11 protein-coding genes and 1 tRNA gene are annotated in these 13,411 nt (G+C 66.0%); 11 read left to right on the top strand and 1 reads right to left on the bottom strand.

The window, feature by feature from the left end; genetic code table 11:
• From JS533_RS12215 to JS533_RS12200, 4 genes are all read left to right on the top strand, one after another.
• Positions 1-957, top strand: a 957-nt coding sequence (locus tag JS533_RS12215) for a transporter substrate-binding domain-containing protein (RefSeq protein WP_241514955.1), incomplete at its 5' end; no start/stop codon positions are given.
• 70 nt (positions 958-1,027) lie between these two features.
• Positions 1,028-4,015: a leucine--tRNA ligase gene (gene leuS, locus JS533_RS12210; protein ID WP_420838663.1), complete on the top strand. Its 2,988-nt coding sequence runs from the start codon at positions 1,028-1,030 to the stop codon at positions 4,013-4,015.
• A gap of 328 nt (positions 4,016-4,343) precedes the next feature.
• Positions 4,344-5,168 (top strand): ComEA family DNA-binding protein, encoded by an 825-nt coding sequence (locus JS533_RS12205; protein ID WP_241514951.1) that lies wholly within the window; start codon positions 4,344-4,346, stop codon positions 5,166-5,168.
• Complete coding sequence (locus JS533_RS12200; protein ID WP_241514950.1) at positions 5,165-7,066, top strand: ComEC/Rec2 family competence protein; 1,902 nt, start codon at positions 5,165-5,167, stop codon at positions 7,064-7,066. The genes JS533_RS12205 and JS533_RS12200 overlap by 4 nt, the downstream gene beginning before the upstream one ends.
• A gap of 51 nt (positions 7,067-7,117) precedes the next feature.
• Here the strand turns inward: JS533_RS12200 and JS533_RS12195 are convergent, their stop codons facing one another.
• Positions 7,118-7,561 carry a Panacea domain-containing protein gene (locus JS533_RS12195; RefSeq protein ID WP_241514948.1) on the bottom strand — a complete coding sequence of 148 codons (444 nt, stop codon included), beginning with the start codon at positions 7,559-7,561 and terminating at the stop codon, positions 7,118-7,120.
• Positions 7,562-7,596: 35 nt separating this feature from the next.
• Here JS533_RS12195 and JS533_RS12190 point away from each other — a divergent pair, with 35 nt between their 5' ends.
• The 7 genes from JS533_RS12190 (at position 7,597) to JS533_RS12160 (ending at position 13,359) form a co-directional block, all read left to right on the top strand.
• On the top strand, positions 7,597-8,676 hold the full coding sequence (locus tag JS533_RS12190; RefSeq protein ID WP_241514946.1) for a RelA/SpoT domain-containing protein: 1,080 nt from the start codon (positions 7,597-7,599) through the stop codon (positions 8,674-8,676).
• A gap of 257 nt (positions 8,677-8,933) precedes the next feature.
• Positions 8,934-9,911, top strand: coding sequence for a DNA polymerase III subunit delta (holA, locus tag JS533_RS12185; RefSeq protein ID WP_241514944.1), 978 nt, complete (start codon positions 8,934-8,936; stop codon positions 9,909-9,911).
• Positions 9,908-10,507, top strand: coding sequence for a tRNA (adenosine(37)-N6)-threonylcarbamoyltransferase complex ATPase subunit type 1 TsaE (gene tsaE / locus JS533_RS12180; RefSeq protein WP_241514943.1), 600 nt, complete (start codon positions 9,908-9,910; stop codon positions 10,505-10,507). Before holA ends, tsaE begins: the two co-directional genes overlap by 4 nt.
• A 127-nt stretch (positions 10,508-10,634) precedes the next feature.
• Positions 10,635-11,528, top strand: a complete 894-nt coding sequence (gene tsaB / locus JS533_RS12175) for a tRNA (adenosine(37)-N6)-threonylcarbamoyltransferase complex dimerization subunit type 1 TsaB (RefSeq protein WP_241514941.1) — start codon at positions 10,635-10,637, stop codon at positions 11,526-11,528.
• Positions 11,528-12,121, top strand: coding sequence for a ribosomal protein S18-alanine N-acetyltransferase (rimI, locus tag JS533_RS12170; RefSeq protein ID WP_241514940.1), 594 nt, complete (start codon positions 11,528-11,530; stop codon positions 12,119-12,121). The genes tsaB and rimI overlap by 1 nt, the downstream gene beginning before the upstream one ends.
• Positions 12,118-13,161, top strand: coding sequence for a tRNA (adenosine(37)-N6)-threonylcarbamoyltransferase complex transferase subunit TsaD (tsaD, locus tag JS533_RS12165; RefSeq protein WP_241514938.1), 1,044 nt, complete (start codon positions 12,118-12,120; stop codon positions 13,159-13,161). The genes rimI and tsaD overlap by 4 nt, the downstream gene beginning before the upstream one ends.
• Before the next feature lie 125 nt (positions 13,162-13,286).
• A tRNA-Asn gene (locus JS533_RS12160) sits at positions 13,287-13,359 on the top strand.
• Positions 13,360-13,411: the final 52 nt, after the last annotated feature.

Here is a 13,411-nt window from a genome sequence, read left to right as displayed (position 1 = left end):
CATCTCGATAGCCCTGTCCGCGGTGGTGACATGGTTCCTCACCCGTTCGCGCATGTTCAAGTAGGCGACGTCGCGTCCCGCGTGCGTCGTGCGGCGTCCGCGGCGTGCGCGGCCGTGCTGCTGACATCGCCGTTGGCCGGATGCGGCGTCGCGGCGGACGGTTCCGCCGGCACGATCGCCGCGGCCTCCGGACAGCCGCTCGGCCCGACGATCACGATCGGCGTGGCCGCCGACCTGCCCGGGCTCGGCTACTGGCACGACGGATCGTACTCCGGATTCGACGTGGACGTGGCCCGTTACGTCGCCAAATCGCTTGGCTACGGCTCCAAGCAGATCGTGTTCATCCGCGTCGGGCCGGCCGACCGCGCCGCCGCATTGGACGACGGCCGCGCGGACATCGTGGTCGCCGGCTATGCGATCACCGACGACGCCGCACGGCACGTCACGTTCGCCGGACCGTATCTCGAGGCGCGGCCGGCCGTGCTCGTACACGACGACGACACGTCGCTCGACGACCTGTTCGCCACGTCCGGGACCGCGACGGACGTGTACGACCGCACTCCGTCGGTGTGCGCCGCGGCCGGCACGGCGATGCGCGGGAGGATCGCCGCCCGCGACGACGTGACGCTGTCCGGTTACGATACGTACGGCCAATGCATGACCGCGCTCATGGCCGGCACGGTCGACGCGGTCGCCGGTGACGACGCGACGCTGCCGGGACTGGCACGTCACCGTCGCGAGTCGTATCGGATGGTCGCGGACGATCGCGACGATGACGTACTGCGCTACGGCATCGCCGTACGGCACGGCTACGATGAGCTGGCCAACAAAATCGCCGCCGCATTGCGGACGATGATCGGCGACGGTTCGTGGCGACAGTACGTCGACGACGATCTCGTTCCGCTCGGCTACGACACGGCACAGGATCTGCCGGCGAAGGACGTCGCGGTGCACTGACGCCGACCGCGTTCCACGGTGCGACCGCAATGGGCGGAATGACGCGCATGTGTCCAGTTGCGTGGCAATAATGCACCGTATGGCTAATGAGAAGAACACCGCCGCGCAGGCGGCTGAAGTCCCCGCCGAGCCGTCGTTCCGCTACAATGCGGCGCTCGCGCAGGACATCGAAACCAAGTGGCAGAAGAAGTGGGACGACGAAGGCACCTTCTGGGCCGCCAACGTCAACGGTGACCTCAAGGACGGCAAGGGCCGCAACGCCGAGGGCCGCCCGGCCTTCTTCGCGATGGACATGTTCCCGTACCCGTCCGGCAAGGGCCTGCACGTCGGCCACCCGCTCGGCTACCTCGCCACCGACGTGGTCTCCCGCTACCACCGCATGAAGGGCGAGAACGTGCTGCACGCCATGGGTTACGACGCGTTCGGCCTGCCGGCCGAGCAGTACGCCGTGCAGACCGGCCAGCACCCGCGCATCACCACCGAGCAGAACATCGCCAACATGCGCCGCCAGCTGCACCGCATGGGCCTGTCGTTCGACAACCGCCGCTCGTTCGCGACCATCGACCCCGGCTACGTGCGCTGGACGCAGTGGATCTTCTCGCGCATCTACGACGCGTGGTACGACGAGGACGCCAAGAACCCGTCCGGCTCCCAGGGCTCCGCACGCCCGATCTCGGAGCTCGTCGCCAAGTTCGAAAACGGCGAGAAAGCCATTCCGGGCCATGAGAACGACGGCGCCGCGTGGGGCGACCTCACCGAAGCCGAGCAGCAGGACATCCTCAACGACTTCCGCCTCGCCTACATCTCCAAGTCGCCGGTCAACTGGTGTCCGGGTCTGGGCACCGTGCTCGCCAACGAGGAGGTCACCGCCGAAGGCAAGTCCGAGCGCGGCAACTTCCCGGTCTTCCAGCGCGAGCTGCGCCAGTGGTCCATGCGCATCACCGCGTACGGCCACCGCCTCATCGAGGATCTCGACGGCATCGACTGGCCGGAGAAGGTCAAGCTCATGCAGCGCAACTGGATCGGCGAGTCCCACGGCGCGTCCGTGCACTTCACCGTCGCCACCCCCGAGGGCGACAAGGACATGGAGATCTACACCACCCGTCCCGACACGCTGTTCGGCACCACGTTCGCGGTCGTCTCCCCGGAGCACGACCTGTTGCACTACGTGCCCGCCGAGTGGCCTTCGGACATTCCGGAATCCTGGAAGGGCGGCTATGCGACCCCGGCCGAGGGCGTCAAGGCGTACCGTCTGGCCGCCGAGTCGAAGACCGCGAAGGATCGCGTCGAGGAGGCTGGCGAGAAGACCGGCCTGTTCACCGGCCTGTACGCGACCAACCCGATCACCGGCGTCAAGCTCCCGCTGTTCACCGCCGACTACGTGCTCATGGACTACGGTACCGGCGCGATCATGGCCGTGCCGGGTGGCGACCAGCGCGACTACGACTTCGCCGTCAAGTACGGTCTGCCGGTCATCTACACCGTCCAGCCGCTGCCGGAATCCGGCGACGACCTCGCCAACTACGAGGGCAAGGCGCCGTTCGTCAGCCACGACGGCATCGTCATCAACTCGTCCGTGGACGCGACCGCGGCCAAGGGCGATGCGCTGTCGCTCAACGGCCTGCGCGTCGACGACGCGATCGCCAAGGTCAACGCGTGGCTCGAAGCCGCCGGCGTCGGCCGCGGCACCGTGTCGTACCGTCTGCGCGACTGGCTGTTTTCCCGCCAGCGCTACTGGGGCGAGCCGTTCCCGATCGTCTACGGCGAGGACGGCACCCCGCACCTGCTGCCGGACTCCGCGCTGCCGATCAACCTGCCCGACGTGCCCGACTATCAGCCGCGCACCTTCGACCCGATGGACGCCGAATCCAACCCGGAGGCGCCGCTGAGCCGCAACGAGGACTGGGTCAAGGTCGAGCTCGACCTGGGCGACGGCGTGAAGACGTACTACCGCGACACGAACACCATGCCGAACTGGGCCGGCTCCTGCTGGTACTACATGCGCTACATCGACCCGACCGACACGGCCAACATGGTCGAGAAGGACGAGTTCGACTACTGGATGGGCCCGAACCACAACAAGTACTCGGGTGTCGAAGGCGGCGTGGACCTGTACGTGGGCGGCGTCGAGCACGCCGTGCTGCACCTGCTCTACTCGCGCTTCTGGCACAAGGTGCTCTTCGACCTCGGCTACGTGGATTCGGCCGAACCGTTCCACAAGCTGTTCAACCAGGGCATGATCCAGGCGTTCGCCTACACCGACGACCGCGGCCAGTACGTGCCGGCCGCCGAGGTCGAGGAAGGCCCCGCGGGCGCGGACGGCGAGCCGACGTTCACCTGGCACGGCGAGCACGTCAACCGCGAGTTCGGCAAGATGGGCAAGAGCCTCAAGAACATCATCACGCCGGACGACATGTACGAGAACTACGGTGCGGACACGTTCCGCCTGTACGAGATGAGCATGGGTCCGCTGGCCGACTCCCGCCCGTGGAACACGCGCAACGTGGTCGGCGGCATGCGCTTCCTGCAGCGCCTGTGGCGCAACGTCGTGGACGAGAACACCGGCGAGGTGTACGTCTCCGAGGATGCTCTGGACGCGAAGACCCTCAAGGCGCTCAACAACACGATCGCCGAGGTGACCGAGGAGATGGAGGGCATGCGCCCGAACACCGCGATCTCCAAGCTCATCGTGCTCAACAACCACCTGACCTCGCTCGGCACCGTGCCGCGCGCCGCGGTCGAGCCGCTGATCCTCATGCTTTCGCCGATCGCGCCGCACATCTGCGAGGAACTGTGGGCGCGTCTGGGCCACACCGAGTCGCTGGCGCACGAGCCGTGGCCGGTCGCCGACGAGCGGTACGTCGGCCAGGACACGGTGACCGCCGTCGTGCAGATCAAGGGCAAGATCCGCGCCAAGCTCGAGGTGACGCCCGACATCGACCCGGCCGAGCTCGAGAAGCTCGCGCTCGAGGCCGTCGCCGACCGTCTCGGCGGCAAGACCCCGCGCAAGGTGATCGTCAAGGCCCCGAAGATCGTGTCGATCGTTCCGGCCGAGTAATCGGTTCCGGTCGGTAGCGGCCGGTGACGGCCGGATGGTTGTGGACAACCCGTTGTGGATAACCCGCGACCATTCGACCACAGAGGCCGTTTCCGCTGGACAAACGCCCATGCATCCCGCATTGTTGGGATGCATGGGCGTTTCTCATACCGGCACGAACCACGCGGCCGTCGGCGCGGACCCGGCGCGGCGGCTGCGCGCGGCGCGTGACGTGCACGGTGCGCGTGATGCGTGTGATGCGCGTGATGCGCGGGGGAGCGGCGGAACGGCGACACTTGACCCGCCGCCTCCGCCTGCAGCCGCGCCCGTCACGCCTCCCGACGAATTGATGCCGGATGGACCGATGCCGGACGAGCCGGTATGGAATGATGCCGCGTATCCCGAGGACGTTGCGTATCCCGAAGAAGCCGAATGGCCTGTCGATCCGCCCGCTCCGACGACCGTGCCGGTCCCGGAACAAGCCGTGATGCGCCGAGCCGATCGATCGTCGTCGGCGGCGTTGCGGGACATCGCCGGCGTGCGGTCAGGCGATGGAAGCGCGGAACGCCACCGCATCGTGCGCGACCGTCCGCGACTCAGGTTCACGTCGGCGCATGCGCTCATGGCGATCCTGCTGCTCACCGCCGCGCTGTGCGCCAGTCTGACCATGCTGCTGCAGCAGTCGTTGCGCTACGAGTCGGCACTAGCCGAAACACGTGCGAGGACGCAAGCTGGAGGAACGGGTTCGAGTGGGATCGACGACGAGCAGCCCGGTTCGCAGGGGCAGGCCGCCGAAACGACTCAGGAGGGAACCAAGGGCGGGGATGATGCGGCATCCGCGACTGCCGGCGGTGGGGAGGATGGCGGGACGGACGCGGCGGACGGTGCCGATGCAGCAGATGCGGTGGATGGCGGGGGAGTGTCCGAGCCGTCCGACGGTGGATCGTCGTCCGCCGGTTCACCATCAGCCGTCGACGACGGCCTGATCGACATCAACACGGCCACATCCGAGGAACTCCAGACCATCAAGGGCATCGGACCGGTCACCGCCGATCGCATCATCGCCTATCGCACGCAGATCGGACGCTTCTCCAACGTCGACCAGCTGCTCGAAGTCAAGGGCATCGGCGCGAAGACGCTCGCCAAAATCCGCGAACAGGTGACCGTGCGATGAACGGCCTGCGACCATACGGACACGATCGGGAACAGGGCAGCCGCGACTGGCGCATGCTGCCGGTCGCGGCCGCCGTCTGGGCCTCAAGCCTCGCCACACATCTCACGTTCACGTGGCTGATGGAACCGACCGACGGGTCGCGGTTCAGCCGGCTGGCCGCTGCGCTGACGCCGTTGACGGTGCTGTGCGGCGGCCTCGTCGCCATCGGCATGGCCGGGCGATCTGTTCGCCGGAGATTCCGGTGGCGTCGCGACGGTCGCCGTATCGATTGTTGCGACGGCAGACGCGACGGTTGTTACGTTGACGATCGCGACGCCGCGGCCGACCGCGACGACGATGCGGACATCGGGGGAGCCGGCACCGGTCTGAGCGTCGTCATCGTCGCCGCGTTGCTGGCCGCGCTGGCCGCACTATCCGCCGATCTTGCGCAATGGCATGATCCGGCGAACGCGCTCGCCCGCGAACGTTCGCCGGTCGTCACCGCTACGGTGCGCATCGTCACGCCGCTGACCGCTGCCGACATACGCGGCCAGGACTGCCAGGCCGACGGCAGGATCGTGACCTTGCGTGACGGAGAGGTCGAACGCTCCTCCACGGCCGACGTGCGCGTCTACGCGACGGAGGCGGATTGCGCGACGCTCGCCGACGGTGCAACCGTATTCGCACAAGGCACGCTGCAGCAGGCACGGTACGGCAGACAGCCGCTGTGGTTGGTCGTCGACATGCCCGGATCGATGGCAACCGTTCGTCAAGCCGGTCCGGGCAAACGCGTCGTCGCGCACATGCAGGACGCGTTTTTCGCCGTCACCGAACGGCTCTCCGACCAGGGGCGCGTGCTCGTGCCCGGGCTCACGCTCGGCGTGCTCGGACAGGACCATGTCGTCACCGGCAACGTGACCGTCAAACGGGATGAAGCCGGCGCAGCCGAACTCAACGCGACCTACGCGGCGACGGTCGAAGAGCATTTCCGCCGTTCCGGCATCATGCATCTGATGGCCGTCTCCGGTGGCCACTTCATGCTCGTGGCCGGCATGGTGCGCCGGTTGTGCGCGCGGTTCCTCATGCCCAGACAGGTCGTGTCCGGCTGCGTGGCGGGCGCGTACCTGCTGCTCGCCGCGGCCATGTACCCGTCCGATTCGGTGATGCGCGCGCTCGTCATGGGCCTGCTCGGCGCGGCCGCGCTGTTCGTCGGCCGGCGCGGGCAGCCGGTGAGCGCATTGGGCTGGACGGTGATCGGCGTGCTGCTGATACGCCCGGGCATGGCTGCCAGCTACGGGTTCGCGCTCTCCTGCGCCGCCGTGCTCGGCATCGTGTTGTTCTGCGATCCGATCGGCGGCCTGTTGGGACACGTGCTGCCACGGTTCCTCGCCGAACCGCTGGCGATGACCGTCGCCGCGCAGTCGTTGACCCTGCCAATCCAGGTGTTGATGGAACCGGAACTGTCTCTCGCCTCGGTGCCGGCCAATCTGCTGGTCAGCCCGTTTGTGGACTTTGCGACGATCGCCGGACTTGCCGCGCTGCTCGTTTCGTGGGCGAGCCCGCAGGCCGGCTTCGCGCTCGCATGGGTCGCCTCCTGCGGTACGCAGGTCATGGAGCGTGTCGCCGCATGGCTCGCCGCCGGCCGTTACGCCGTCATCCCATGGGCCGGCGGCGTGGGCGGCGCCCTGCTCATGCTCGCCACCGAAACCGCGCTCGCGGGCCTGCTTGGCGTCGTCATACCTCGGCTCGTCCGTCGTGTGCGTGGCGGGCATCAACCGTGCGTCTTGGCCTCAGTTTCGGCCTCAGCCTTGGTGATCCCGTCTTCGCCCGGCGAACCGTTCCGCCCCGGCCTCCGCGCCCGCATCTCCCGCTGGATCGCCGAAACCAAAACCCTGTTCGGCAGGGATGGCAGTGGGTAAACGGATCAGGGATGCTGCATCCTTTTCCGGTGGAGCTGTGGAATGCACATGTCAACTCACAACAGGGTTGATTCGGTAGTAGTCCGCCATGCTGCTTTTGCTGATTACGGTATTGCAAGGTGCGGAAGCGGGCAATCCGTGGCGGGCCGCAATCCAAGGCATTTCACTGTGAGTGCGGGCGCTAAGCTGATTCCCGGTCTGTGCGGCGAGCGTGGAACATACGGTGTCGATGACGTGTTGTTCGACATCGGTGAGTACGTTGGCGGCCACAGGCAACTCCCCGTCACGGATAAGGAACTTGCCACGGTGTCGCGCGTACAGTTCGGTGCATACGGGGCCGCCACGCCACGCTTGGAAGTCCTCGTCGAAAAGCGGGGCTCCATGGCGGGACAACGATTCCGCCTGCGTATAGAAAGCCAGTTTCTGCAATTTCATTGTGGTCATCGGGCCATATTCGCGAAGAATATAGGCGGCCACATCAGCGATGGTTGCCATGATGCTCCTCCTTTCCGAAAGCTATATTGTAGAGCATGACTTCAGACAACGGCATGCCGTACATCAGCAGAAACCGGGCCAATACGGTGGGACGGTTATTGAGCGTGGGGCAGCGGTGTGACGGCGATGCCGATTACGCGCAGGCGATGGTGATCGCTCAGCAGTGGCGTGCCCAACATGTCGAGCCGACGGAACGATGCTTCGCGAAAGTGCTGGAATGCTCACAAAACATACCTCAGTCCGTGGCGACGTTCCGGATGAAACGCATGATCTCCATCGTGCGCAAGATTCAGCGTCCGAATACGCATTTCAAACTCGGGGAACTGGATGACATCGGCGGTTGCCGACTGATCGTGGAATCGAACGAGCAGGTCGAGCAGGCTGCTGCATGGCTCGCGGCGACCCTTCCGTTAAAACATGGTTCCGCCGACAAGGATTACATTACGCGGCCGCAGTCCAGTGGGTATCGCTCCCGGCATTTGCTATGCAACGTCACCTCCGATGCCGCTTCATACCATGTGGAGGTGCAGATCAGAACTCGGCTGCAGCACTGTTGGTCCACCGCAGTGGAAGCGGCTGGAGAAATCTACGGTACCGAGTACAAAAGCCCGGTTGTGCGGGCTGATGCGGCGGGCGATGACGCGCAGCGGATCCGTTTCTTCGCAATCGTGTCCAGTCTGTTCGCGCTGGAGGAAGACACTTCGCAAGTGCCGGGATTCACCGGGGATCGCACAACGCTGATTCGACAGTTGCACGATCTTGACTGCACGCGGGGATTGCTGGACGATCTGCGTGCTGCGGTGGACAGCATATTCGTCGCGGATATGCCGGACACGTCGTCTGAATTGTTTCTGCTCAAGCTTTCCAGAGAGAACCAGTATCTCGATGTCGAGGATTTTCGTGTGGACGATCTTGAGGAAGCGCTTCGCCGGTATGATGCAGTGGAACGGCGTATCGAGATTCCCGGCGGTGTCGGTTCCGCAAATGGCGAGTTCGCCTATGACAATGCCGTATTGGTATATGCGCGCAATGCGGAACAGCTCGCCGTCGCTTATCCGAACTATTCCACGAATGTTTGTTATTTCCTGAACAAGGTGGAAACGTATCTGAACTAATACACGGCATGATACCGGAGAGGTGATGGACGAGACGGCTGATTGCGTAATGGTTTGTCCTGTTCTCCAAAACCGGGTTCATGGATAATCTGCAGCGGATTGCCGAGCGGGATGACCGACTGATCTTGGTCTCGTTCCAAGACATGTGACTTCCGCACACAAGACGCGTGAGCCGTGAACGACAATGTCATCGCGTCCGCTTGCTGCGTTCGTTGCGAACGCGACCGTTGTCCAACGCTGCGGCGAGATTGGGGAGCATGCCCAGAAAGACAGCGGCGGGCGCGCCGGTACGCATCGTGTACGGCGGCGACCCGTACCTCAATGAGCAGACGGCCCGCGACCTCAGGCATCAGGCCGAACGCGCGCATCCGGACGCGGAGATCATCGAACTCGACGCGGGCGGCGCCGGACAATACGACTTCGATGAAGCCGTCAGCCCGTCGCTGCTGTCCGACATCGCCATCGTCATGGTCACGAACCTGCAGAACGCTGACGACAAGCTCGGCGAGGCGATCACGGCCTACTGCAAGGAGGCCGTCGGCGACGCGAACGCGAGCATCGTCATCTGCCGGCACGAGGGCGGGCAGAAGGGCAAGCGCATCGTCGACCAGCTCGAACGGGCCGGCGCGCGCAGGGAGAACGTGCCGGACCTCAAAAAGCCGGACGCCAAACTCAACTTCGTCATCCAGCGCTTCGAACGCAACAAGCGCCGCGTCGAACCGCTGGCCGCCCAGCAACTGGTCGCCGTGCTCGGCGACAGGACCGGCGAACTGGCCGCCATGTGCGACCAGCTGTGCTTCGACTTCGACGACGATCCGATCGGACTCGACCGCGTCAACCAGTACCTGACCGCCAACCCGCAGGTCACCGGCTTCGCCGTCGCCGACACGGCCGTGGCCGGACGCACCGCCGAGGCGATCGTGCAGATGCGCTCCGCGGTCGAACAGGGCACCGATCCTATCGCGCTCATCGGCGCGCTCGCGATGAAACTGCGCGGACTCGCCAAGGCGTCCGCCGTACGGGCCGGCACCATCTCGCAGGCCGAGGCGAACATGAACCCGTGGGTGCTGCGCAACGCGCAACGCCAGCTCGGCGGCTGGACGTCCGACGGCATGAGCCGATGCATCCGCATGCTCGCATGGGCCGACGAACAAAGCAAGACCAACGGCGGTGACCCCGTGTACGCGCTCGAACAGTGCATCATCGCGATCAGCAGAAAAGGACGGGAATCATGAGCGACACCACCAACCCCAACACCACACGCACCATCGACGTGCCCACCGGCGACGACATGCGCGCGCTCGGAGAACGCATCGCACATGCCACGCGCGGCGGCGACGTGATCCTCCTGTCCGGCCCGCTCGGCGCCGGCAAGACCACGTTCGCGCAGGGCTTCGGCCGCGGGCTTGGCATCGACGGGCCGATCGTCTCGCCCACGTTCACCATCGCCCGCGAACTCGACGGCCGGTTCGCCGACGACTCTCCTGCGCATCTCGTGCACGTCGACGCGTACCGGCTCGGCGGTAACGCGTACGCGCCCGGACAGGACGCGACCGGCCGGCTGCTCGACGAACTCGAATCGCTCGGCCTCGACGAGGAACTCGAGGATCCGGGCGCGCACACCGTGATCCTCATGGAATGGGGCGAACAGATGGCCGCCGCGCTTGCGCCCGAACGGCTGGAGATCCGCATCGCACGGCCGATCGACACGGCCTCCGGCACGGGTGCGACCGCGGCCGATCCGAACTCCGAACTGACCGGCGACGGCACGCGCATCGTCACGCTCACGCCCGTGGGCGCGGCATGGCAGGGGCGTGACCTGCTCGACTGATGCGATTCCCGTGCCGATTTCCCGCGCCGCTTCCGCGCCGCCTTCCGTGTCGACGCGGAACGACCGAACAGCCATAGACTCCCCGTTGTAGACTCGTAACGATTCTTGGACATAGGGAGGAACACGCATGGGCTGCACGCTGGTGATCGACACGTCATACGGTTCGACGGTGGGCGTCGTGGGACACGAGCCGATCGTCGAAACCGACTCGCGCACCCACGTCGAACGTCTGCAGGTCAACATCGCGCGCGCGGTCGCCGACGCCGGACTGACGCCGCACGACATCGACACCGTCGTCGTCGGGCTCGGCCCCGCGCCGTTCACCGGACTGCGCGCCGGCATCGTCGCGGCCAAGGCCATCGCATTCGCCACTGGCGCGAGACTCATTGGCCGCAACGTGCTCGAACCGCAGGTGCAGTGGAACCTCATCAGGCGGCTCAAGGCCGGCACGCTCGGCGACACGGCGAACCGCACCGTGCTCACGCTCGCCGTGAACGACGCGCGCCGCAAGCAGCTGTATTTCGAACTGTGTGAGAGCCCGCTGGCAGGACGCGGCAATGCGGATGATGCTGCGGCCGGTGCCGCGATTACGGACGTGAGCGCGATCTTCGACGCCACCGGATCCGCCTCCGACGCCAAGATCGGCGTCTCGGCGCCCGTGCGGCCGCTCATCGCCATGGACATCGACTATCCGTCATCCATCGTAGAACGGGTGAACGAAGCCGTGAGGGCCTGGCGTGAGCAGACCGGCGGCGACGTGATCGTCGACATCATCGGCCATGGCGCCGCCCGATACGCCGACACGCTGGCCTCCATCGAACACGTGGGGGACATCGTGGACGAATCCGTGCTCGACGGCGGCGAACAGGGGCTCGGCGTTTTCGCGGCCGACGCCCTGCTGGCCTACGAGCGCGATCCGCAGGCCCCCGTCGAACCGCTGTACCTGCGCCGCCCGGACGCACAGATCCCTGCGCCGCTCAAGCACGTGCTCGGTCATGCGGGCGCGGAGAGGAGCGCCTGATGCTCGTATCGTTGGACGAACTCGACCGCGAAACCGCGGTCGCGGCCGTGCGCGCGCTCGAAGTCGAACTGTTCGGCAGCCACGCGTGGAGCGAGACGTCAATCCGGCAGGAACTCGACGCGCCGGCGCGCACGTACGTGTTCGACATCGCGGACGATCATGCCGCCGCGACGATCCAGCCGGACGACGTGCGCGGATTCGCCGGCTACTGGTACGACGGCGACGACGCGGAGATCATGGACGTCGGCGTCGGCAAGGCGCATCAGCGGCAGGGCATCGCGGCCGCGATGATGACATGGCTGATCGACCGCGCGCGATCGCAGGGCGCACGACGGGTCCTGCTCGAAGTGCGCGTCGACAACGAGCCGGCCATCGCGCTGTACCGCCGGTTCGGCTTCGCGAACATCGGACTGCGCAAACGCTACTATCAGCCGGAAGGCATCGACGCGCACGTCATGGCGCTCGACCTGGAGCCGCACATCGTCGGCTTCCAAAGCGCCGCGTCGGCCACCGGCGAATCAACCGGCGAACCGACAGGCAACGCAACAGGCGATGCGACAATCAACGCGACAAGCAACGAGGAGACGAAATGAGCGAACCGATCGTACTCGGCATCGAATCGACCTGCGACGAAACCGCCGCGGCCATCGTACAGGGCCGCACGCTGCGCTCCAACGTCGTCGCCTCGTCGATGAACGAACACGCGCGCTACGGTGGCGTCATCCCCGAAATCGCCTCCCGCGCGCACGCCGAAGCGTTCGTGCCGTGCGTGTCCAAGGCGCTCGCCGACGCCGGGCTCGAGCTCGCGGACGTGGATGCGATCGCCGTATCCGCCGGACCAGGTCTCGCCGGCTGCCTCGCCGTCGGCGTGTCCGGCGCGAAGGCGCTCGCGTGGGCCGCGAACAAGCCGATCTACGGCATCAACCACGTGATCGGGCACATCGCCGTCACGCAGCTGCAGTTCGGCGCGTTCCCGCCCGACACGCTCGCGCTCATCGTCTCCGGCGGCCACACGTCGCTGCTGCACGTCGAGGACGTGGCGCGACACATCGACGTGGTCGGCACCACGCTCGACGACGCGGCGGGGGAGTGCTTCGACAAGGTCGCCCGCCTGCTCGGCTTCCCGTACCCGGGCGGCCCGCACATCGACCGGCATGCGCAGCACGGCGACCCGAAGGCCATCCGCGTGCCGCAGGGACTCACGCAAGGCAAGGCCGGAGCGGCGCATCCGTACGACTTCAGCTTCTCCGGCGTCAAAACCGCCGTGGCCCGCTGGATCGAGGAGCAGCAGGCCGCCGGACGCGAGATCCCCGTCGACGACGTGTGCGCGTCGCTCGCGGACTCCGTGGCGACCGTGCTTGCGAAAAAGGCCATGCGCGGATGCGAGCAGTACGGGTCGCAGTCGCTGATCGTGGGCGGCGGATTCTCCGCGAACTCGCAGCTGCGCGCCAAACTGCTCGAATACGGCGAACGCTGCGGCGTCGACGTGCGCATTCCGCAGATCAAGCTGTGCACCGACAACGGCGCGATGGTCGCCATGCTCGGCGTGAATCTCGTGGAGGCCGGCGTGGCCCCGTCTGCGCCCGATTTTCCCATTGATTCCGCCATGCCGATGGACAAGATCAGCATGTGACGGACGTGCGGCCCGGCCTGTGCGCAGGGCGCGACACGCACGGGCGCGATCCCGATTTGCGTTTTCGCGAATGAGGGATATTATTTTTTCCTTGTGTGCAGTGCTTCACTGTGCATAAGGAACATTCCTGCGTAGCTCAGTTGGCAGAGCATCCGACTGTTAATCGGACGGTCACTGGTTCAAGCCCAGTCGCAGGAGCTCGGCTTCGGTCGATAATTGAATATTCCTGCGTAGCTCAGTTGGCAGAGCA

The organism is Bifidobacterium amazonense (assembly GCF_018555435.2).
GTDB classification, from domain to species: Bacteria; Actinomycetota; Actinomycetes; order Actinomycetales; family Bifidobacteriaceae; genus Bifidobacterium; species Bifidobacterium amazonense.
This window is presented reverse-complemented; position numbering and strand designations above follow the sequence as displayed.